Origin of the sequence: Bradyrhizobium sp. NDS-1 (assembly GCF_032918005.1) — a bacterium.
In the GTDB taxonomy this organism is placed as follows: domain Bacteria; phylum Pseudomonadota; class Alphaproteobacteria; order Rhizobiales; family Xanthobacteraceae; genus Bradyrhizobium; species Bradyrhizobium tunisiense.
This window is the reverse complement of the sequence record NZ_CP136628.1, coordinates 904,368-926,762: the sequence shown is the minus strand read 5'-3', so window position 1 is coordinate 926,762 and position 22,395 is coordinate 904,368. Positions and strand designations below refer to the sequence as shown.

The 22,395-nt window shown below is 65.0% G+C and carries 19 protein-coding genes; 10 read left to right on the top strand and 9 right to left on the bottom strand.

Annotation, left to right across the window (positions count from 1 at the left end; translation table 11 throughout):
- Positions 1-93 precede the first annotated feature (93 nt).
- Positions 94-966, bottom strand: a complete 873-nt coding sequence (gene gluQRS / locus RX330_RS04315; protein WP_317242178.1) for a tRNA glutamyl-Q(34) synthetase GluQRS — start codon at positions 964-966, stop codon at positions 94-96.
- 198 nt (positions 967-1,164) lie between these two features.
- Here gluQRS and RX330_RS04310 point away from each other — a divergent pair, with 198 nt between their 5' ends.
- The gene (locus RX330_RS04310) at positions 1,165-1,818 is read left to right on the top strand and encodes a DNA-3-methyladenine glycosylase family protein (protein ID WP_212079792.1); all 654 of its coding nucleotides are present in this window, start codon (positions 1,165-1,167) and stop codon (positions 1,816-1,818) included.
- Here RX330_RS04310 and RX330_RS04305 read toward each other — a convergent pair.
- Entirely contained in the window at positions 1,815-2,702 is an 888-nt protein-coding gene (locus tag RX330_RS04305; protein ID WP_317242177.1) for a LysR family transcriptional regulator, read from the bottom strand. The genes RX330_RS04310 and RX330_RS04305 overlap by 4 nt on opposite strands.
- 182 nt (positions 2,703-2,884) lie before the next feature.
- On the opposite strand from RX330_RS04305, the gene RX330_RS04300 reads away from it, so the two are divergent.
- The 6 genes from RX330_RS04300 to RX330_RS04275 all read left to right on the top strand — a co-directional run bounded on the left by RX330_RS04300 (position 2,885) and on the right by RX330_RS04275 (position 10,428).
- Positions 2,885-3,859: an NAD(P)H-dependent flavin oxidoreductase gene (locus RX330_RS04300; RefSeq protein WP_212079790.1), complete on the top strand. Its 975-nt coding sequence runs from the start codon at positions 2,885-2,887 to the stop codon at positions 3,857-3,859.
- A gap of 50 nt (positions 3,860-3,909) precedes the next feature.
- Positions 3,910-5,094 carry an ABC transporter substrate-binding protein gene (locus RX330_RS04295; RefSeq protein WP_317242176.1) on the top strand — a complete coding sequence of 395 codons (1,185 nt, stop codon included), beginning with the start codon at positions 3,910-3,912 and terminating at the stop codon, positions 5,092-5,094.
- 23 nt (positions 5,095-5,117) lie between these two features.
- Positions 5,118-6,644: an acyl-CoA synthetase gene (locus tag RX330_RS04290; protein WP_317244055.1), complete on the top strand. Its 1,527-nt coding sequence runs from the start codon at positions 5,118-5,120 to the stop codon at positions 6,642-6,644.
- A gap of 129 nt (positions 6,645-6,773) precedes the next feature.
- Positions 6,774-8,543, top strand: coding sequence for a flavin-containing monooxygenase (locus RX330_RS04285; RefSeq protein WP_317242175.1), 1,770 nt, complete (start codon positions 6,774-6,776; stop codon positions 8,541-8,543).
- A 139-nt stretch (positions 8,544-8,682) separates the two neighbouring features.
- Positions 8,683-9,660 carry a peptidyl-alpha-hydroxyglycine alpha-amidating lyase family protein gene (locus tag RX330_RS04280; protein ID WP_317242174.1) on the top strand — a complete coding sequence of 326 codons (978 nt, stop codon included), beginning with the start codon at positions 8,683-8,685 and terminating at the stop codon, positions 9,658-9,660.
- 210 nt (positions 9,661-9,870) lie between these two features.
- Complete coding sequence (locus tag RX330_RS04275; RefSeq protein ID WP_194405835.1) at positions 9,871-10,428, top strand: HNH endonuclease; 558 nt, start codon at positions 9,871-9,873, stop codon at positions 10,426-10,428.
- Positions 10,429-10,447: 19 nt separating this feature from the next.
- On the opposite strand, the gene RX330_RS04270 is transcribed toward RX330_RS04275, so the two are convergent.
- Positions 10,448-11,329 (bottom strand): DMT family transporter, encoded by an 882-nt coding sequence (locus RX330_RS04270; RefSeq protein ID WP_317242173.1) that lies wholly within the window; start codon positions 11,327-11,329, stop codon positions 10,448-10,450.
- Between the two features lie 174 nt (positions 11,330-11,503).
- On the opposite strand from RX330_RS04270, the gene RX330_RS04265 reads away from it, so the two are divergent.
- Together RX330_RS04265 and RX330_RS04260 are read left to right on the top strand one after the other, a co-directional pair.
- The gene (locus RX330_RS04265; RefSeq protein ID WP_212079779.1) at positions 11,504-11,725 is read left to right on the top strand and encodes a dodecin; all 222 of its coding nucleotides are present in this window, start codon (positions 11,504-11,506) and stop codon (positions 11,723-11,725) included.
- Positions 11,726-11,901: 176 nt separating this feature from the next.
- Entirely contained in the window at positions 11,902-13,806 is a 1,905-nt protein-coding gene (locus tag RX330_RS04260) for a diguanylate cyclase domain-containing protein (RefSeq protein WP_317242172.1), read from the top strand.
- A gap of 18 nt (positions 13,807-13,824) precedes the next feature.
- Here the strand turns inward: RX330_RS04260 and RX330_RS04255 are convergent, their stop codons facing one another.
- The 6 genes from RX330_RS04255 to RX330_RS04230 form a co-directional block, all read right to left on the bottom strand.
- Positions 13,825-14,793: an ABC transporter ATP-binding protein gene (locus tag RX330_RS04255; protein ID WP_317242171.1), complete on the bottom strand. Its 969-nt coding sequence runs from the start codon at positions 14,791-14,793 to the stop codon at positions 13,825-13,827.
- Complete coding sequence (locus tag RX330_RS04250) at positions 14,790-15,785, bottom strand: ABC transporter ATP-binding protein (protein WP_317242170.1); 996 nt, start codon at positions 15,783-15,785, stop codon at positions 14,790-14,792. Before RX330_RS04250 ends, RX330_RS04255 begins: the two co-directional genes overlap by 4 nt.
- Positions 15,785-16,702 (bottom strand): ABC transporter permease, encoded by a 918-nt coding sequence (locus RX330_RS04245; protein ID WP_212079769.1) that lies wholly within the window; start codon positions 16,700-16,702, stop codon positions 15,785-15,787. The genes RX330_RS04250 and RX330_RS04245 overlap by 1 nt, the downstream gene beginning before the upstream one ends.
- A complete protein-coding gene (locus RX330_RS04240) occupies positions 16,668-17,627 on the bottom strand; it encodes an ABC transporter permease (protein ID WP_212079767.1) in 960 nt (319 codons plus the stop codon). Before RX330_RS04240 ends, RX330_RS04245 begins: the two co-directional genes overlap by 35 nt.
- 29 nt (positions 17,628-17,656) lie before the next feature.
- A complete protein-coding gene (locus tag RX330_RS04235; protein WP_212079765.1) occupies positions 17,657-19,447 on the bottom strand; it encodes a peptide ABC transporter substrate-binding protein in 1,791 nt (596 codons plus the stop codon).
- Between the two features lie 261 nt (positions 19,448-19,708).
- Positions 19,709-21,127, bottom strand: a complete 1,419-nt coding sequence (locus RX330_RS04230) for a M20 family metallopeptidase (protein ID WP_317242169.1) — start codon at positions 21,125-21,127, stop codon at positions 19,709-19,711.
- A 285-nt stretch (positions 21,128-21,412) separates the two neighbouring features.
- Between RX330_RS04230 and RX330_RS04225 the strand changes: the two genes are divergently transcribed.
- Positions 21,413-22,384: a S1C family serine protease gene (locus RX330_RS04225; protein ID WP_317242168.1), complete on the top strand. Its 972-nt coding sequence runs from the start codon at positions 21,413-21,415 to the stop codon at positions 22,382-22,384.
- Positions 22,385-22,395: the final 11 nt, after the last annotated feature.

Below are 22,395 nucleotides of genomic sequence, written 5' to 3'. Positions count from 1 at the left end.
GAAGTATCCCCTTCGAACCCCGCGCTGTCGGCCAAGCATGGCACGGCGGAACCCCCGGAGTCACGGCGGCGTTTAGCTAACCCCCAGAGAAACTTAACCTAATCCGACCAGCCGACGGATGCCTGACGGCGTGATGCCGGCCGCGCGCAATTCGCGCAGACCCGTCGACCGGCTCGATTTTGACAGCTTCCGCCCCTCGCCGTCGCAAATCAGCCGGTGATGGCGGTAGGCGGGTTCCGGCAGGCCGAGCAGAACCTGGATCAGGCGGTGCACGGATGTCGCGTGAAACAGGTCCCGGCCCCGCACGATCTCACTGACGCCCTGGAGCGCGTCATCGACGACAACAGACAGATGGTAGCTGGTCGGCGTCTCCTTGCGGGCCAGGATCACGTCCCCCCACGCCTCAGGGCGTGCGGGGACGATGCCGCGCTCGCGCTGGGAGCCCTCGCCCAGTTCATTCCAGCTCAGGCCGGTAACGCGCTGATAAGCGGCTGCCATGTCTAGCCGCAGCGCGTAGGGCGCGCCTGACGCAATCAGCCGCGACCGCTCACCGGCAGGCAGCGATCTGGAATCGCCAGGATAGAGCGGCGCGCCGTCGGGATCGCGCGGCCACGGGCCATCGGCCTCCCGCGCGGCAACGAGCTTCGCGATCTCGGCGCGGCTTTCGAAGGCGGGATAGACGAGGCCAAGCGCGGACAGCTTGTCCAGCGCGGCGCGATAGTCGGCGAGATGCTCCGACTGCCGCCGCACCGGCGTCTCCCAGTCGATCCCGAGCCAGGCGAGATCCTCGTCGATCGCCGCCTCGAATTCCGGCCGACAGCGCGCTGTGTCGATGTCCTCGATCCGCAGCAACAGCCGCCCGCCGGTCTCCCGCGCGCGCTCGAAGTTGAGCAGTGCGGAATAGGCGTGGCCGAGATGCAGGTGGCCGTTCGGGCTCGGGGCAAATCGGAAAACGGGTGGTGCCATTTAATAAGTCTCGTCATGGCCGGGCGTAGCCGCGACAGCTGTCATTCCGGGGCGGATCGAAGGACCGACCCCGGAATCTCGAGATTCCAGGCTCGATGTCCGGGTCGCGCTTCGCGCGATCCCGTCGCATCGCCCCGGAATGACGGAGTAGGATAATAGATGCGCGGGTCAAGCCCGCGCATGACAAGTTGAGTGACCATGACCATCCACCTCGAAACCCAGTCCGATCTCGAAGAGGCCGTCCACGCGCTGATCAAGCGCGATCCCCGCCTGAAACCCGTGCTGGCCACGGCGGGCATGCCGGCGCTGCGGCGGCGCGAGCCGGGTTTCGAGGGTCTTGCCCACATCGTCTGCGGGCAGCAGCTCTCGACCGCGAGCGCGGCGGCGATCTGGGGACGACTGTCAGCGGCGTTCGACCCGTTCGACCATGACGCCGTGCGCCGCGCACGCGCCGACCGGCTGGGGCGGCTCGGCCTGTCCGCCGCCAAGATCAAGACGCTGAAGCATCTGGCACGCGAGATCGGCGCGCAGCGGCTGAACCTCGACGTGCTCGCCGAGGAAGATGCCGACGCCGCGCATCATACGCTGATTGCGCTGCCCGGCATCGGCCCCTGGACCGCGGACGTCTATCTGCTGTTCTGCCTCGGCCATGGCGATGCCTGGCCGGCCGGCGACCTCGCCGTGCAGGAGGCCATCAAGATCGGCCTCGGCCTCCAGGCGCGGCCGACCGAGAAGCAGATGGCGCCGCTCGCCGAACCCTGGCGTCCCCTGCGCGGCGCGGCGGCGCATTTGTGGTGGAGCTATTATCGCGCGGTGAAGAAGCGCGAAGGCGTGCTCGCCGGGTCAAACTAGCCGCGCAGCCGCTCGCGATCGGCGCGGGCGCATTCGGCCACGAAGTCGATCACGGCCCGTACCGCAGGAAGCTCGACGAGGTCGGGATGCGCGAGCAGCCACAGGTCGGCCACGCTGGCGAGCTTCTGCGGCGCGACGCGGATGAGGTCGGAATAGCTTTCCGCGACGAAACACGACAGCGCGGAAATTCCGATCCCTGCGCGCACGGCCGCCAGCATGTCGCCCTGCGAGGAGCAGCGCATCACGACCGTGCCCTGGCGGGTGATCGCATCGCTCCATCGCGCAAGCTGCGCGTTGGAATCCTGGTCGGCAAAGCCGATTACGCTGTGCTCCTTCCACTCGCCGCGGCGCTCCGGCAGGGACCGCCCCGCGGCATAGTCGCGCGAGGCATAGAAGCCCGTGCCGAGCCGGCCGATCTTGCGGCCGACCAGATTTTCCTCGCCGCTGTCGAGCGGCCGCAGCACGACGTCGGCTTCCCGGCGCCGCACGCTGGCCGGAAACGGATGGGTGATGATCTCGAGGCGAATGTGATCATGCGCGCTGAGAAAGGCGTGCAGCCGGGGCATCAGCCAGTGTGAGGCCAGCGTCGCCCCGATCGACAGCTTGACCGTACCGCGCGCCTTGCGCCCGCCGGCGCCGACGGCGGCCTCGGCGCGGAGCGCGGCAGCCGCCATTGCCTCGGCATGCTCGCGCAAAGTACGGCCATCGGCAGTGAGCACGAAGCCGTCGGCAGCACGGGCCAGCAGCTTGGTGCCGAGTTGCGCCTCCAGCGCCGCGATCTTTCGGCTGACGGTCGGGTGGCTCGCGTGCAGGCGCCGCGCCGCTGCCGTGAAGCTGCCGGTATCCGCCACCGCGACGAAGGTCTTGCAGAGGTCCCAATCCACCGGCCACTCCGTTCAAAACTGAATGCGCACATGTTCAATCTTGAACGATCCTGCACGCGCCGTCCAACCCTATAGTGCGGTCAAACCGCGAGGCAGGCGCACGCTGCCAGCCGCGACAATCGACATGGAAGCGCTCACCGCCGGCCGGAAGAACCGGCGATGCGCGTCGTCAGGAGGATCGGATGGCACTGCCTGCGCTGCTCAAGAACAATCTGGAACTGCCGGTGGTCGGCTCGCCGCTCTTCATCGTCTCCGGACCGGAGCTGGTGATCGCCCAGTGCAAGGCGGGCGTTGTCGGCTCCTTTCCCGCGCTCAACGCCCGTCCGGTCGAGAAGCTCGATGAATGGCTCAGCCGCATCGAGGACGAGCTCGGCGAATACAAATCGCGCAATCCCGGCAAGAAGGTCGCACCCTACGCCGTCAACCAGATTTGCCATGCCTCGAACGACCGGCTGATGAGGGACATGGAAATTTGCGTCAAGCACAAGGCGCCCATAATCATCACTTCGTTGCGGCCGCCGGCAGAGCTCGTCCAGGCCGCACATTCCTACGGCGGGCTGGTGTTCCACGACGTCATCAACGTCAAGCATGCGCGAAAAGCCGCCGAGCAAGGCGTCGACGGCCTGATCCTGGTCTGCGCCGGTGCGGGCGGACATGCCGGCACGCTGTCGCCCTTCGCGCTGGTGCGCGAGGTCAAGCAATGGTTTGGCGGCGCGATCCTGCTGTCGGGTGCGATCAGCGACGGCTTTGGCATCGCCTCGGCGCTGGCGCTGGGCGCCGACCTCGCCTATTTGGGCACGCGGTTCATCGCGACGAAGGAGGCCAATGCCGACGCGGCCTACAAATCGGCGCTGACCCAGCATGCCGCGCATGACATCGTCTACACCAACCTGTTCACCGGCGTGCACGGCAACTATCTCGGCCCTTCGATCGCCGCCGCCGGGCTGGATCCGGACAATCTCCCGGCCGCCGACAAGTCGAAGATGAATTTCGGCTCCGGCGGCAACATGAAATCGAAAGCGTGGCGCGACATCTGGGGATGCGGCCAGGGCATTGGCCAGATCAGCGACGCTCCCGCCGTCGCCGAACTCGTCGACCGGATGAAGGGAGAGTTCGATCAGGCCCGGCAGGATTTCCTGATGCGCGCAAGCGCCTGAGGCTTGTTCGAACAAGGAAATTGGACTGACAAGAAAAACGGGAGGACACCATGAAGCTGGCAGCCGCACTGATCGGCCTGTCGTTGCTGACGCTCGCCGGCGGCAGCGCCCGTGCCGAAGGCACGGGGGAGATCCGCATCGGACAGACGCTGCCCTATAGCGGCCCGGCCTCCGGTTTCGGCGCGATCGGACGGACGCAGGAAGCCTTCTTCGAGAAGATCAACGCCGAAGGCGGCATCAACGGCCGCAAGGTCAAGTTCATCACGCTGGATGATGCCTATTCGCCGCCGAAGACGGTCGAGCAGACCCGCAAGCTGGTGGAGCAGGACGAGGTGCTGATGATGTTCGGCTCGCTCGGCACCGCCACCAACAGCGCCGTGCAGCGCTACCTCAACAGCAAAAAGGTACCGCAGCTGTTCGTGCTCTCCGGCGCGACGAAATGGGCCGATCCGCAGAAATATCCGTGGACCATGCCCGGCATGGCCGCCTACGAATCCGAGGGTGTGGTCTATGCCAAGCACGTGCTGCGGGCCAAGCCCGGCGCCAAGATCGCCATCCTGTCCCAGAACGACGATTTCGGCCGTGACTATGTCGCAGGCTTCAAGCGCGCGCTGGGCGACAAGGCAGCTAGCATGATCGTCGCGGAGCAGACCTACGAGACCAGCGCCCCGACGATCAGCTCGCAGCTCTCGACCCTGAAGGCCTCAGGCGCCGATGTGCTGTTCGGCGTCGTGCTCGGCAAGTTCACCTCGCAGATGATCAAGGGCGTAGCCGAGATCGGCTGGAAGCCCGAGCTGTTCTTCGTGCCGACCTCGGCCTCGTCGATCTCGTTCCTGGAGCCTGCCGGCCTCGACAACGCCGTCGGCCTGATCTCGTCGAGCAACCAGAAGGACACGATGGATCCGCAATGGGCCGACGATCCCGGCGTGAAGGAGTATTTCGCCTTCATGAAGCAGTACATGCCGAATGCGGACCTCTCGAATTCCAACTACGGCGCCGGCTATCACTATGCGACGCTGCTGATGACCGTGCTGAAGGGGTGCAAGGACGATGTGAGCCGCGACAACATCATGCGCCAGGCCGCTTCTCTGAAGGAGGTGAAGTTGCCGCTGCTGCTGCCGGGCATGAGTGTGAGCACCGGCCCCGACGACTATCTGCCGTTCCAGCAGCTTCAGCTCCGGCGCTTCAACGGGAAGAGCTGGGTGGGATTCGGCGACGTGCTGGATGATCGCTGAGGCTAGCGGAATAAGGACAGATGATGATCATCAGCGGCGAACGCCTGATCGGCTATGACGCGATCCAGGCGCGCATCAAACGCGCGGCGAGCGGGCTTCGCGGCCTCGGCCTTGGCGAAGGCGCGCCCGTTGCCATGATGCTGCGCAACGATTTCGCCCTGTTCGAGGTGGTCGCGGCCTCGGCCGCATTGGGCAGCCCTGTGGTGCCGATCAACTGGCATCTCAAGGCCGAGGAGGTCCGCTACGTTCTCGCCGACAGCGGCGCCAAGATCCTGGTCTGCCATGCCGATCTGTTGCCGCAGATCCGTGACGGCGTGCCGGCGGATGTCCGCCTGCTCGTCGTCGCGACACCGCCCGAGCTTGCGGCGACCTTCGCAATACCCCCTGATCTAACCGAGGTCCCGGCTGGATTGACGGATTGGGACCGCTGGCGCGACGGTCATCCGGAAACCCAGGAGCCGCCGCGCCGCGCGGCGGCGATGATCTACACCTCGGGGACCACGGGCATGCCGAAGGGCGTGCGGCGCATGCCGATGCAACCCGAGCAGGCCGCCGCTTCCGAACGCGTCGGCGCGATTGCCTACGGCATCAAGCCGCGCGAGGACCAGGTCGTGCTGATCAACGGACCGATGTATCATTCGGCGCCGCATTCCTACGGCATGATGGCGTTCCGCAACGGCTGCACGATCGTCCTGCAGCCGCGATTCGATGCCGAGGAGCTCTTGGCGCTGATCGAACGCCACCGCGTGACGCACATCCACATGGTGCCCACCATGTTCGTTCGTCTGCTCCGCCTGCCCGACGCAGTCCGGCGGCGCCACGATCTCTCCTCGCTGCGGTTCGTCGTGCACGGCGCCGCGCCCTGCCCGCCCGAAGTCAAGCGGGCCATGATCCAGTGGTGGGGACCAGTCATCAATGAATATTTCGGCTCGACCGAGACCGGCATCCCGGTCTGGCATTCGGCCGAGGAGGCCCTGAAGAAGCCCGGCACGGTGGGGCGCGCCATCGACGGTGGCATCGTCAGGATCTTCCGAGACGACGGCAGCCTCTGCGGCGCGAACGAGGTCGGCGAGATCTACATGCGCCAGACGGCGGTGCCCGATTTCGACTATCACGGCAAGGCGCAGGCGCGCGCCGAGGCGGGGCGCGACGGCCTCGTCAGCGTCGGCGACGTCGGCTATCTCGACGACGAGGGCTATCTGTTCCTGTGCGACCGCAAGCGCGACATGGTGATCTCAGGCGGAGTCAACATCTATCCCGCCGAGATCGAGAACGCGCTGATCGCCATGCCCGGCGTGCGCGATTGTGCCGTGTTCGGCATTCCCGACGCCGAGTATGGCGAGCGCCTGTGCGCCTGCATCGAGCCGGAGACGGACACGCGGCTCTCTTCCACGTTAGTGCAGGCCTTTCTGCGCGAGCGACTGGCCAACTTCAAGGTGCCGAAGGAGATCCAGTTCCTGGATACGCTGCCCCGCGAGGCGACCGGGAAGATCTTCAAGCGCAAGCTGCGCGATCCCTACTGGGCGGACCGGAGGGCGGGCGGGCTTTAGCCGCCGGACGCAATATTCCGTCCGAGCAGGGCCATATGCCGGCATTGCTCGGGTGATGTGCTTTTGGCGGCCTGCGAAACCGTATAGCTTCGACCAGAGGAAACGCCGCGAAGACGGCCAAGAGGTCGCATGCTGGACAGGACGAAGGATATTTCCGTCGCCGCGCAAGCCTGGCTCGACGCTTTCGAGCGCACGCTGAACGAGCCCGATCGCGAAGCCCTCCAGCAGCTGTTCGTGGCGGACAGTTTTTGGCGGGATGTACTGGCGCTGAGCTGGAACCTGCAGACAATCGCAGGCCGCGATACGATCACGCAGGAGCTGAGCAGGCTCGTGCCCAAGGCGAGCCCGACCAGTTTCAGGATCGCCCCTAACCGCGCGCCACCGCGCTGGGTAACGCGCGCCGGCACCAGCGCCATCGAAGCGATCTTCAGTTTCGAGAGCGCGATCGGGCGCGGCAGCGGCATCGTCCGGCTCATTCCTGACAGCACCGATGGCGACCGCCTGAAAGCGTGGACGCTGCTGACGGCACTCGACGAGCTCAAGGGATTCGAGGAGCAGCTCGGCATCTCGCGCGGTCAGGCCTATTCGCGCGATTTCCGCGGGCCGAACTGGCTCGATCTGCGCAACGCCTCACGAGATTATGCGAAACGAGATCCTGCCGTGCTGGTGGTCGGCGGCGGCCAGGCCGGACTCGCGATCGCCGCGCGGCTGAAGCAGTTGCAGGTCGACGCGCTGATCGTCGATCGCGAGTCGAGGATCGGCGACAATTGGCGCAACCGCTATCACGCACTGACCCTGCACAACCAAGTGCAGGTCAATCACCTCCCCTACATGCCGTTTCCGCCGAACTGGCCGACCTATATCCCCAAGGACAAGCTCGCCAACTGGTTCGAGTCTTACGTCGATGCCATGGAGCTGAACTTCTGGACCGGGACCGAGTTCGAAGGCGGCGCCTATGACGAGGCCAAGGCATGCTGGACGGTCACACTGCGGCGCGCCGACGGCAGCATGCGGACCATGCATCCCCGCCATGTCGTCATGGCGACCGGCGTCAGCGGCATCGCCAACATACCCGACATTCCGACGCTCGGCAATTTCAAGGGCACGTTGCTGCATTCCAGCCGCTACGAGGACGGCGAGAACTGGACCGGCAAGCGCGCGATCGTCATCGGCACCGGCAACAGCGGCCACGACATCGCGCAGGATCTTTATTCCAGTGGCGCCGAGGTGACGTTGGTGCAGCGCTCGCCGACGCTGGTCACAAATATCGAGCCGTCGGCACAGCTTGCTTACGCCACCTACAATGAAGGCACGCTCGAGGACAATGATCTGATCGCGGCCTCGATGCCGACACCGCTGGCGAAGAAAACCCATGTGATGCTGACCGAGCAATCCAAGGAGCTCGACAAGGAGCTGCTCGACGGCCTCTCACGCGTCGGCTTCAAGCTCGACTTCGGCGAGGGCGGGACGGGCTGGCAATTCAAATACCTCACCCGCGGCGGCGGCTATTATTTCAACGTTGGCTGCTCCAATTTGATCGTCGAGGGCAAGATCGGGCTCAGGCAGTTTTCCGACATCGAGGGCTTCGTCGGGGAAGGCGCGCGGATGAAGAACGGCACCACCATCGCCGCCGACCTGATCGTGCTCTCCACCGGCTACAAGCCGCAGGAATATCTGGTGCGAAAGCTGTTCGGCGATGCCGTCGCCGACCGCGTCGGCCCGATCTGGGGCTTCGGCGACGGTTTTGAGCTGCGCAACATGTATGCGCGCACGAAGCAGCCCGGCCTGTGGTTCATCGCCGGCAGCCTCGCGCAATGCCGCATCAACTCGAAATACCTCGCACTCCAGATCAAGGCGATCGAGGAAGGGATATGGGGGCGTGAGGTGAGTACGGCTTAGGCCAGCCGTCATTCCGGGGCGCGACGAAGTCGCGAGCCCGGAATCCATTGCGCCGCCTATTGCGCGGATAGATGGATTGCGGGCTCGCGCTACGCGCGCCCCGGAATGACAGGAGCCGGAATGACAGGAGGAAGAAATCATGCCAGCCATTCTCGGCACCGGCGAGCACCGCTACCGCGTCGTCGAAAATTTCGCCAAGCTGCCGGACGGCTGGCAGCTCACCGATGTCGCCTCCGTCGCCGTTGACAGCCGCGACCGGATCTACGTCTTCAACCGCGGCGCCCATCCGATGGTGGTGCTCGACCGTGACGGCAATTTCCTGCGCAGCTTCGGCGAGGGGCTGTTCTCGCGCGCGCACGGCCTGCACATCGATGCCGACGACAATCTCTACTGCACCGACGATGGCGACCACACCGTGCGCAAATGTACCACCGACGGCAAGGTGCTGCTGACGATCGGCATCCCCGCAAAGCCGTCGCCGTTCATGAGCGGCGAGCCGTTCCACCGTTGCACCCACACCGCGCTGTCGCCGAAGGGCGAGATCTATGTCTCCGACGGCTATGGCAATGCGCGCGTGCACAAGTTCACCCCCGACGGCAAGCTGCTCAAGAGCTGGGGCGAGCCGGGGACCGATCCCGGCCAGTTCAACATCGTGCACAACATCGCCACCGATGCCGACGGCTGGGTCTACGTCGCCGACCGCGAGAACCATCGCGTACAGGTGTTCAACGGCGAGGGCAAATACGAGACGCAGTGGAACAATCTTCACCGACCCTGTGCGCTGTGCTGCAGCGGCGGGGCTAACAGTCCGATCTTCGTGATCGGCGAGCTCGGGCCCGGCCTGGCCGTCAACCGCAAGGTGCCCAATCTCGGCCCGCGGCTGTCGATCGTTGACGCCAAGGGCAAGCGCATCGCGCGGCTCGGCGGCGAGGAGGGCCCGGGCGTTGCCAGCGGAAAATTCCTGGCGCCCCACGGCATCGCGCTGGATTCGAAAGGCGACATCTATGTCGGCGAGGTCGGCGTCACCGACTGGAAGACGAGCTTTCCGGACGAGGAGATGCCGGCCGCCGTGCGCGCAACGCGGTGCTTGCAGAAGCTGGAGCGGGTACGGGAGTAGCGCGGCAAATCACGCCGTACAGGGACAAGCGGTCCCGGACCAGCCAGGCTGCCCCTTGAGATCGCGGCTTTTTGAGCGCTCCTGCCACCTCGCCGCCGTATTGCTTCGGCCTGAATAAGTCGCTCAACGGGCTTCACAATCCCGTCACGCTGCATGTAGTATGTCAGTACATGCTGCTTCGCAGCGTACATTGGAGGCCGGGAGCGTTACTTGAACGCACATGTCTCGCAAGGCAGTTGGCCGGTGTTGGTGCTGAATGCGGACTTCCGGCCGCTGAGTTACTACCCGCTGTCTCTTTGGTCGTGGCAAGACGCGATCAAGGCGGTGTTCCTCGACCGCGTCAACATCGTCGCTCACTACGATCAGGCGGTCCACAGTCCGACCCTGCAAATGCAGCTGCCGAGCGTCGTCTCGCTCAAATCCTTCGTCAAACCGACCACCCACCCCGCCTTCACCCGATTCAACGTCTTTCTGCGCGACCGTTTCGCCTGCCAATATTGCGGCTCGCCCGAAGACCTGACCTTCGACCACATCATCCCGCGCAGCAAAGGCGGTCAGACCACTTGGGAGAACGTGGTCGCGGCGTGCTCGCCGTGTAACTTGCGCAAGGGCAATCTGACGCCGGCTCAGGCCAGGATGTTTCCGCGGCAGAGCGCGTTCGCGCCGACCGTGCACCAGCTCCACCGCAACGGCCGCCTGTTCCCGCCGAACTACCTGCACGACAGCTGGCTGGACTATCTGTACTGGGATACAGAGCTGGATCCGTAGCGGAGAGCCTGCGAACGGGTTATCCCCGCTGCAACGCCAGCGTCACGCCGCCGAGCGTGAGCGCCATTGCCGTCCATTCGCGATAGCCCAGCGGCTCGCCCAGAATGAGGGCGGCGGAGACCACGCCGATCACCGGCACGATCAGCATGCCGGTCGAGGCCGTCGTCGGTGGCAGGCGGCGCAGCGTCTCGAACCAGGTGACGTAGCAGACGCCCATCGGCACCAATGTCATGTAGACGAAGCAGCCGAGCCCCACCGGGGTGATCGCAGTGACGTCGGGACCCTCGAACAGCACACCGAGGACCAGCATCGTGGCGCAACCGAGCCCGACCTGCCAGGCGACGACGACCAGCGGCGGCATCGGCAGCGGCTTGCGGTTGAGCACGTTGCCGAGCGCGAACAGGATGGCGCAGAGCAGCGCGAGCACGATACCCAGCAGCTTGTCGGCGGTGAACGCAAAGCCGTTTCCGCTCAAGAGCAGCGTGACGCCGGCAACGCCGAGGACCAGCCCGAGGATATCCCGCAGGGCCGGCCGCGTGTGCAGCACCGGCCAGGCGAACAGCATCGCCCAGATCGGCATGGTGTAGGCGAGCAGAGCGCCCTCGCTCACCGTCACATATTTCATCGCGACCGTGCCGAGCCCCATCCAGGCGACCACGTTGGTGAGGGTCGCAAACACCAGCCGCGGGATGGCCTCGCGCGGAACGGCAAACGACTCCTTCCGGCTCAGCACCAGAGCGCCGAGAATGAGCGAGGCGCAAACGCCCGCAAGTCCACGCGCGAACAGAGGCGGCCATTGCTGGAGCAGCAGCTTCATCAGCGGCCAGTTCAACGCCCAGCCGAAGGCCGTCACGCAGAGGCAGAGAGCGCCGATCGTCCTGTCGCGTCGCGCGGGATCCATGACTAGCGCTTAGCAGGCAAGCACGGCCGGCTCCACCTCGGCTGGCGCATGCGGGGCCATCACGACGCTGGGAACTCGAAGCGCCCGTGCCCGTTCAGACTCGACGCCATGCGCACCGGCATGCACGTTCACCAAACGCGTTCGTCGGCCACCCAATGAAACAGGAAAACACTCATGCCCGCAACCGAGAGTGATCACGTCTACAAGATCCTGGATCTCGTCGGATCGTCGGAAACCTCGATCGAGGACGCGATCAAGAATGCGATCAGCCGCGCTGCCAAGACCGTTCGCGAGATGAAATGGTTCGAGGTGGTGCAGACGCGCGGCCACATCGAGAACGGCACCGTCGGTCATTACCAGGTGACGCTGCGCGTCGGCTTCACGCTGGAGGGATGACGCGGTGGACGCCGGGCGGAACCGTCGCGCGCGGCGCGGCGTGACATCCGCCCGGCGAGCGGATCTGATATCCGCGACCGTCTCCGGTCCACTACGGACCGGCGCAATCATCGCAAATATTGCAACAGGCCGTTAAGGTGAAGGTGAGAGGTTTGCACCAATTTGGAGCAAGCCTGATGGTCACGGGCCGCGAACTCGGCAAGACGCCTCTTCCGCTCTGGGCGGCGGGGTTCGTCGCCTTGATTTGCGTCGCCATCCTGGGCTTGAGTGCCTGGCGCGAATGGGAAGCGCGCGAGGCTGATCTCAGGAACGCCGAAGTCGAGGTCGCCAATGTGGCGCATTCCTTGGTCCAGCATGCGGACGACACGTTCGAACTCGCCGACACGCTCCTGGTTGGACTGGTCCATCGGCTCGAAATCGACGGAACCGGGCCGGACACGATCGCAAAGCTCCAGGCCTATCTGCCGACGCGCAAATCATCGGACCGCATCCGCGGCATCTTCATCTATGACGCGAGCGGCCGGTGGCTTGCCACGACCGAGCGCCTCGACTTCTCCAAGCTCAACAACAGCGATCGTGATTATTTCCGGCGCCATCGCGACTCGCCGGAACCGGGCACGCTGATCGGACCTCCGGTCAAGAGCCGCTCCGGAGGCCAATGGATCATCACCGCGTCCCGCCGGATCAACGATTCCGACGGCGGCTTCGCCGGCGTTGCTCTGCTCACGATCGACGTCAGCTATTTCGTCAAGTTCTACGAGCGGTTCGACATCGGCCCGAACGGCTCGGCATCGTTGCTCAACAGCCGTGGCATCATGCTGGCGCGCAGCCGCGACGAGAGCGGCGCCTTCGTCGGACGCGACCTGTCCAATGCGCCCTTGTTCAATGGCTGGGAAAGCCGCCCCGACGCGGCGGTCTACTATTTCAAGTCGCCGCTCGATGGCGTGCAGCGGCTGAGCTATTACCAGCGCAGCAGCCGCTATCCCCTGCTGGTGCTGGCGAGCAAGTCGCAGGACGACGTGCTGGCCCCCTGGCGCCGCGCGGCAGCCGCGCGCATGACCTTCGTCCTCGGCCTCGTGCTGCTGATCGCCGTAATCGGCTACTATCTTGTCCGTCAGTTGCTGCAGCGGCAACGCACGGCACAGGCCCTCGTCGCCAAGGAAGCCAATTTCCGCCTGCTGGCCGAGCAATCCAGCGACATGGTGACCCGCATCGGTCTGGATAACCGGCTGCTCTACGTCTCGCCTTCCTGCGCGCGCATCACCGGCTGGTCGGCCGAAGAGCTGCTTGGCACGTCGGCCATCGCCGGCATTCACGCGGACGACATGGAGCGGGTCGAGCAGGCCATCGCCGCGCTGAAGAACGGCGAAGCCGAGGAGGCTCGGTTCGTCTATCGCCAGCGTCATCGCGACAAGGGCGAGATCTGGGCCGAGGCGGCGCTGCACGTGACGCTGGCGTCAGACAGCGGCGAGATCGACGGCGTCGTCGCGGTCGTGCGCGACATGACCGAGCAGAAGGATCTTCAGGACAGGCTCGCCTCGCTGGCAACGACCGACGGCCTCACGGGCCTTGCCAACCGGCGCGCATTCGACGAGCGGCTGGCCGACGAATGGGCGCGGGCCCGGCGCGACGGCACGCAGCTCTCGCTGTTGCTGATCGATGTCGATCATTTCAAGAAGTTCAACGACCATTACGGACATCTGGCGGGCGACGCCTGCCTGCGCGCGCTCGGCCGGATTCTATCGGCGCAGGCCAGGCGGCCGGCCGACCTCGCCGCGCGTTATGGCGGCGAGGAATTCGCCGTCCTGTTGCCGAACACCGGCCCTGACGGCTGCGCCGAGGTCGGCGAGGGAATTCGCCTGGCACTGAAGGAGCTCGCCATGCTGCATGGGCAAAATCCGCCGTCCCGGCTGGTGACTGCGAGCCTCGGCGGCGCATCGGCTGTTCCGTCCGAGACCGCGATGGACTGCAGCACGCTGGTCGCCGCCGCCGACCGCGCGCTTTATGCCGCCAAAGACGGCGGCCGTGACCGGCTGGTGATGTCGGGACAGGTCATACCGTGGCCCGCGAAGACCGCGTGACGAGATCGATGACGATCCTCATGCCAGATGGCACGAGACGAAGTGTCCGCCCGCTCCTTCCCTCAGTTCCGGCGCGCTTTCCGCGCAGCGCGGCTGGGCGATCGGACAGCGGGTGTGGAAGTGACAGCCCGACGGCGGCTTCATCGGGCTCGGCACGTCGCCCTTGAGGCGGATGCGCTCGCGCTTCAGTTTTGGATCGGGCACGGGCACCGCCGACAACAGCGCCCTTGTATAGGGATGCTGCGGGTTGCGGTAGAGATCGCTCGCTTTCGCCAGCTCGACGATGCGGCCGAGATACATCACCGCGACGCGGTCGGAGATGTGCTCGACCACCGAGAGGTCGTGCGCGACAAACAGATAAGTGAGGTTCAGCTCGGCCTGGAGGTCCTCCAAGAGGTTGATGACCTGGGCCTGGATCGACACGTCGAGCGCCGAGACCGGCTCGTCGCAGACGATCAGCTTCGGCTCGACCGCGAGCGCGCGCGCGATCACGATGCGCTGGCGCTGGCCGCCGGAGAATTCATGCGGGTAACGCCGCATGTGCTCGGCCTTGAGCCCGACCTTGACCAGGAGACCGGCGACGCGCTCCTCGCGCTCTTTCACGGAGGAGGCGAGATTGTGGATGGTGAAGGCCTCGCCGAGAATCGCGCCGACCGTCATGCGCGGATTGAGCGAAGCGAACGGATCCTGGAACACCAGCTGCATGTTCCGCCGCATCGCGCGCAGATCATTGCCGCCGAGCTGGCGCACGTCCTGGCCGTCGAAGGTGACCTCGCCGTCGGTCGGCTCGATCAGGCGCAGCACGCAGCGTCCCGTGGTCGACTTGCCGCAACCGGATTCGCCGACGAGACCGAGCGTCTCGCCGCGGTTGACCGAGAACGACACGCCGTCGACTGCATAGACGGTGCCGACCTGGCGCGACAACAGGCCGCCGAGCACGGGAAAATGTTTCTTCAGGCCGCTGACGCGCAGCAGGGGTTCGCTCATGACGCGGCTCCCAGGTTCGGATCGCCGAGGTGACAGGCCATGCGATGGCCGGGCGAAACCTCGCGCAGCAGCGGCTCCTTCTCGGTGCAGACGTCCATGGCGAATTTGCAGCGCGGCGCAAAGCGGCAGCCGACCGGCGGATTGATCAGGATCGGCACCGTGCCGCCGATCGCCTCGAGCCGCGTCTTGTGCTCGCTGTCGAGATCGATGCGCGGGATCGAGCGGATCAATCCTTGAGTATAGGGATGGCGGGGATTGCCGAACAGCTCGTCGACCGGCGCCTCCTCCACCACCTTGCCGGCATACATCACGACGACGCGCTGCGCCGTCTCGGCAACCACGCCCATGGCATGGGTGATCAACATCACCGCCATGCCGAAGCGCTCCTTCATGTCCTGGAGCAGGTCGAGAATCTGCGCCTGGATGGTGACGTCGAGCGCGGTGGTGGGCTCGTCGGCGATGATCAGCTTCGGCTTGCAGGCGAGCGCCATCGCGATCATCACGCGCTGGCGCATGCCGCCGGAGAACTGGTGCGGATAATTGTGCACGCGGCCTTCGGCGTTGGGGATCTGCACCAGCTTCAGCATCTCGATGGTGCGATCGAGCGCCTGCTTCCTCGTCACGGCTTCGTGACGGCGCAGGCTCTCGGCAATCTGCTCGCCGATGGTCAGCACCGGGTTGAGCGAGGTCATCGGCTCCTGGAAGATGAAGCCGATCTCCTTGGCCCTGATCTCGTCGAGCTGATTGCTGGTCAGCGGCACGAGATCGCGGCCCTCGAAGATGATCTGGCCCGCCGCGATCCGGCCAGGCGGCATCGCGATCAGCTTCAGGATCGACATCGCGGTCACGGTCTTGCCGCAGCCGGATTCGCCGACGACGCAGAGCGTCTCGCCCCGGTTGATGGAGATGTCGACGCCATCGACGGCCTGGAGGATGCCGTCGTCGGTGGAGAAGTGGGTTTTCAGCCCCTTGATCTCGAGCAGGGGCGCCATCAGATCACCCGTCGCGCATCAAGCGCATCACGCAGGCCGTCGCCGATGAAGTTGATCGCGACCACCGCGATGAAGATCGCGCCGCCCGGAAACAATGCCCAATGCGGGCCGATGTCGAGGAAGTCCTTGGCGTCATACAGCAGGCGGCCCCAGGTCGGCGTATCAGGCGGGAAACCGAGGCCGAGGAAGGACAGCGTCGATTCCGCGATGATCGCCGCGGCAACGTCGATGGTGCCGGCGATGATCACCGGGCCGAGCGCGTTGGGCAGAATATGCCGTACCACCTGCCGCGCCGGGCTGGCGCCGAGCGCGCGGGCCGCCTCGACGAACTCCTTTTCGCGGATCGACAGGAACTGCGCGCGCACGAGCCGCGCCACCGGCATCCAGCGCAGGCCTCCGATGACGAGCACGATCAGGATGAAGATGCCGCCTTCGGGACCGAACACCGATTTCAGCCCCTCGCGGAAGAGATAGATGAGCAGGAGGAGCAGCGGCAGTTGCGGCAGTGACAGGAACAGGTCGGTCAGCCACATCAAACCGTGCCCGAGCGCTCCGCGCGACATGCCGGCGAGCGCGCCGATCAGCGTGCCGATGAAGACGGAGACCAGCATCGCGGCGAGGCCGACCGCGAGCGAGATGCGGCCGCCATAGATCATGCGCGCCAGAATGTCCTGGCCGAGATCGTCGGTGCCGAAGGGATGGGCGAGCGAGGGCCCTTGCAGGCCCGCAACGATGTCGATCTCGTTGATCTTGATGCGCCAGACGAAGGGCCCGAGAACGACGGCGAGCACCAGGATGAGGAGCAGGAAGGCGCTGACCACGGCGAGCTTGTGGCGGCTAAAGCGCCGCCATGTCTCGCGCCAGGGCGAATAGACCCGCCGCTCAGCGGAGGGAGATGCGAGGGTCAAGCCAGCCATACAGGACGTCCGCGATGAGATTGAACAGCACGACGAGGCACGCGAAGACGAAGGTCACGGCCATCACCACCGGCGTGTCGTTGGACAGGATCGAAGAGATCAGCAGCGAGCCGATACCGGGGATGCGGAAGATCTGCTCGGTGACGATGGCGCCGCCGAACACGGCGGGCATTTGCAGCGCGATCAGCGTCACGACCGGGATCATGGCGTTGCGCATCACGTGCTTGACGATGACCTTGGCCTGGCCGAGGCCCTTGGCGCGCGCCGTGGTGACGTAATCGAGCCTGATCACATCGAGCATCGCCGAGCGCACGAAACGCGTCATCGACGCCGCCTGAAACAGGCCGAGCACCGCCACCGGCATGATCGCCTGCCGGATCATCTCCAGCACCCAGCGGATGCCGGTGCCCTTGATGTCGGTGGTATAGACGAAGGGCAGCCAGTCCAGTGTGACCGAGAAGATCAGGATGAACAGGATGCCGGTGAAGAAGGTCGGCAGCGAAAAGCCGACGAAGGCGAGCGTGTTGGCGACCTGGTCGAACACCGAATAAGGCTTGGTCGCCGCATAGACACCGACGGGAATTGCGACCAGCAGCGCCAGAATCTGTGCCGAGCCGATCACATAGAGTGTCGTCGGAAGGCGTTGGAGGATGAGCGTATCGACGTTCATCCGGCTGACGAACGAAAAACCCCAGTCGCCGTGCAGCATGGCGTTGAGCCAATGCAGGTAGCGGAGGTAGATCGGATCATCCAGGCCGAATTTGGCCCGAAGCGCGGCCTGCACTTCGGGCGGCACGTTCGGATTGGTCGCCAGTTCGGAGAACGGGTCGCCGGGAGCCAGCGCCAGCACGAAGAACAGCACTGCCGAGATGCCGAGCAGGCTCGGAATCGCGATCAGCAGGCGACGCAGGACATACTGACTCATCAGGGAAGGATCCTCCTAGCGGCCGTCCCTCACGCGTCTCGGTACCAGTCCTGGATGTTGTCCGTCTCATTGGCCCAACCGCTCAGCGCTGGCCGAAGCGCGTTGGCCGCGGCTTCCACCTTCAGGCGATGCATCACCGGAATGAACACGGTGTCCTGCCAGAGCAGATCGTTGCACTTGATGTAGAGCGCCGCGCGCTTGACCGGATCGGTCTCGGTCTCGGCCGCCGCAATGGCGGCATCATAGTCCTTGTTGACATAGCGCGGGAAATTCTGGCCCTGCCACTTGTTCTCCTTGGTGGCAACGTTGGCGGAGATGTAGCGGCGCATGTGCAAGGCCGGATCCGGCTGCGTCATCGGGATCTGGAATTCCTCGATGTCCGCATAGAACTTGGGGTAGGTATCGGGGTTGGCCACGTCCGACGAGAAGAACACCGAGGCCACGACCGATTTCAACTCGACGTCGATGCCGGCCTTCTGGCAGGCCTGCTTGACGATCGCCTGGGTCTTCTGGCGCGGACCGTTGGTCGAGGTCTGGTACAGAAGCTTGAACTTCTTTCCGTCTTTCTCTCGGATGCCGTCCGCTCCGACCTTCCATCCGGCGTCGTCGAGCATCTTCGACGCCTTCTCGATGTTGAACTCCCACGAGGTGTTCTTGGAGACGAACTTCTCGGGGCCGTTGAGGTAGTTGGCGGTCGTGCGGCCGGCGCGACCGTAAATCGCCTTTTTGACGGACTCACGATCGACCAGCAGGGACAGCGCCTTGCGCACGTTCGGATCGGAGAAAATCGGATGCTTGGTCTTCATCGAGGACCGTTCGCCATCGACCTCGGTGTTGGGATCGGTGAAGTTGATCGCGATGAACTCGATGTCGCCGCCCGTGGCATAGACGGTCTTGCCCTTGCCGCCCTTCTCCAGACGCAGCAGCACGTCGTCTTCGACCTGCATGTTCCAGGCGAAATCGAATTCGCCGGTCTGGATCACCGCGCGCGCCGCCGAGACGGCATCGCCGCCGCCCTTCATCTCGATCGTGTCGAAATGCGGACGATTGGGCATGTGATAGTCGGGATTGAGCTCGCCGCGGACCACATCGCCCGGCTTGAACTCGACGAACTTGTAGGGACCGGTGCCCACCGGGGCCAGATTGTTCGGCGCCTCGCGGGACTTCGAACCCTTGTAGTCGGTGAACAGATGCTTCGGGAGAACGCAGCCATACGCGCCGACGAAGGCATTCGCCCAGAATGGCGTCGGCGTCTTGAACAGGATGCGGATCGAAAGATCGTTGACCTTCTCGACCGTAATTTCACCATAGGTGCTGATGCTGACGGCGGCCGTGGCGGGGTCGCTGGCATACTGCCAAGTAAACACGAAGTCGTCGGCGGTGAGCGGCTTGCCGTCGTGCCACTTCACTCCCGGCTTGATTTTCCAGACCACGGATTTGGCATCGGCGGCGAGACCGCCGTTTGCAAGGGAGGGAATCTCTGCGGCGAGAATCGGGTTGAGATTGCCGTCGGCGTCCCAGCTTGCGAGCGGCTCGTAGAACAGGCGCGATCCGTCCTGATCCTTGGTGCCGGTGGCGAAATGTGGATTGAGCAGCGTCGGCCCCTGCCACCACAGCAGCTTGAGAGGGCCGCCGCCCCCGCGCTTGGTCGGCTTATAGGCCGCGGGGCTCTGCGCCATGGCAACGCCGCCGAGCGCGAGGAGCTGGTTGGCCAGGGGAGCGGTAAGACCGACCGCGGCCATGCGCTTGATGAAGGCGCGGCGATCCATCCGCCCGTCCTTCACCTGGCCGATCATCGAACGCAGTTCTTTATCCAGCATGGTTGTCCCCCGTCTGGTTCCCATCGTGATGAGGGCGGCCGGGAAACGCGGCTGCCCATTTGGCTGGCAGTAGATGGCACACCGAATGGGGGGCGCGTCAACTGCGACCGTGTGTATGCAAACGGTCTTCTGGCTGTCTGTTGGGCAAAACCAGCGTCCCGCAGCCCATCCGTTCGGCAATCCAGCATCAAAACATGCTGGATTGCACGCTGCAGTGCGAAAAATTTGTTCGTCGGATCAGACGAAGTATCGAGGCGAATTCTACGCGACGGACATGTCGAGCGGCGGCTCAACGTGATCCGGCAGCGGACAGACATAGGGCGTCTTGGCCGTCCGCATCTTGAGGTCGGCCTTGGCTGCCTTGATCAGCTCCGGATCCGTCAGCGCCTTGATGCCGAGACCAGCCATCGCCTTGGCCGCCTGTACCATGGCCTTGTGGGCATGTGGGCTCTTGCCCTGCGCCACCACCTGCCAGGTGTGGAAGGGCGTGCCGATTGCAACCGTGGGGGCGTGAACCTGCACCGTCGGCACCACCCAGCTGACGTCGCCGACGTCGGTCGAGCCGACCAGCGGGTTGCGTTTGGCATCCAGTGGCACCAGGAAGTCGGCCAGCGGCCGATCGGTCGGCTCCATGCCGATCGCGTAATAGACCGACGCGATATCCTTGTCGCTCAACGTCGCGCGGATCTGGCCGGCAAAGCTCTTGTCCGCATCGTCGAAATGCGGCGGTCCGAGCTCTTCCATGACCCGGTGCAGGGCCTGCTCCAGCGGCGCGTTCGGCAGGATGTTCGAGACCGCGGAGATGATCTTCATCTCCACCTTGGTCTCGGTCATCAGCGCAGCGCCCTCTGCGATCTTGCTCACGCGTCCGACCAGCTCGTTCATGCCGGGAAGATCACGGGCGCGGATCGAATAGCGCACCCGCGCATGGGCCTGGACCACGTTGGGGGCAATGCCGCCGGTGTCGAGCAGCGCGTAATGCACGCGCGCATCGCTCGGCATATGCTCGCGCATGTAGTTCACGCCGACATTCATCAACTCGACCGCATCGAGCGCGGAACGGCCGAGATGCGGCGAGGCCGCGGCATGCGAGGTTCGGCCGGTGAAGATGAAGTCCGCGCGCGTGTTGGCGAGCGAGGGCGTCACCGCGACCTCCCAGAAGCTGTGCGGATGCCAGGTGATGGCGATGTCGGCATCTTCGAACGCACCCGAGCGCACCATGAAGGCCTTTGCCGCACCGCCTTCTTCCGCCGGGCAGCCGTAATAGCGCACGCGACCGGGCACCTTGTTCTCGGCGAGCCAATCCTTCATCGCGGTCGCGGCGAGCAGTGCGGCGGAACCGAGCAGATTGTGACCGCAGCCATGGCCGTGTCCGCCGGTCTCGACCGGGCGATGCTCGGCGACGCCTGCCTCCTGGCTGAGGCCGGGCAGCGCGTCGTATTCCCCCATGAAGGCGATGACCGGACCGCCCTCGCCCCATTCGCCCATCACCGCGGTCGGTATGCCGGCAACGTTCTCCGTAATGCGAAAACCCTGATGACGCAGCTCGGCGAGATGCTCGGCGGCGGACCGCGCCTCGGTGTAGCACACCTCGGGCATGCCCCAGACCTTGTCGCTGAGGTCGATGAAACGCCCCTTGATCGTGTCGATGCCACGCCAGATGTCGCTGCGGTTATCCATGCTTCGTTCCGTGATCCCTGGTCAAACGAAGCGGCAATGGTTAGCAGCTTCATCGCACGGCGCCTAGCAGCGGCGAGGACATCAGCCATGCGGTTGAGGCCGGAATGAGCGGCCGCCTGCCTCCTGTGCACGTCAGTTCCTGCGCATTGCGAAGATTTCAGACGGCCTGCTCCGGAATAGTTGGGAACGAGGCTTTCAAGACGGCCTCCCCCAGCATAAATTATACCTGCTTCGCGCGTCGCTCCGCTCGCATGGCGGAGCGATGCACTCAGCCAGGAGAACTCCATGCCCGCCCTGACCGAATGGAGAGTGCCGCCGGCCAATCAGCCGCGGACGAGCGACTACGGTTTCGATCTCGACCGCGCGCTCGCATCCGTCGTCGGCCTGCACGCCATCGTCCCGCCGGACGCCTTCAGCGCCGAGACGCTGGGCACCGAACGCGCCGGCAACGGCGTCGTGATTGACGACGGCCTGGTCCTCACCATCGGCTATCTCATCACTGAGGCAGAGTCGGTCTGGTTGCACCGGGCCGACGGACGCGTGGTGGAGGGGCATGCGCTCGGCTTCGATTCCGAGACCGGGTTCGGGCTTGTACAGGCGCTCGGCCAGCTCGACATCGAGCCGCTGCCGCTCGGCTCATCGGCGGCAACCCGGATCGGCGACCGCGTCGTGGTCGGCGGCGCCGGCGGCCGCACGCGGTCGGTTGCGAGCCAGATCGTGGCCAAGCAGGAATTCGCCGGCTACTGGGAATATCTGCTGGACGAAGCCGTCTTCACCTATCCCGCGCATCCGAACTGGGGCGGCACCGCGCTGCTCAACGAGCACGGCGAGTTGATCGGCATCGGCTCGCTTCAGCTCGATCGCGAACGCGACGGCAAGGCCGAGCACGTCAACATGGTCGTGCCGATCGACCTGTTGAAGCCGGTCCTGGACGATCTCCGCAGATTCGGTCGCGTCAACAAGCCGGCGCGACCGTGGCTCGGGCTCTACTCGACCGAGATCGACAACCGCGTGGTGGTGATCGGGATCTCCACCAACGGTCCGGCGGCGCGCGCCGAGCTCAAGACCGACGACATCATCCTCGCCGTCGATGGCGACAAGGTCACGAGCCAGACCGCCTTCTACAAGAAGTTGTGGTCGCTCGGCAGCGCCGGCGTCGACGTGCCGCTGACCGTGCACCACCAAGGCGTCACCTTCGACGTCACGGTGACCTCGACCGACCGCTTCAAGCTGCTGAAGGCGCCGAAGCTGCATTGAGTCCACGCTGA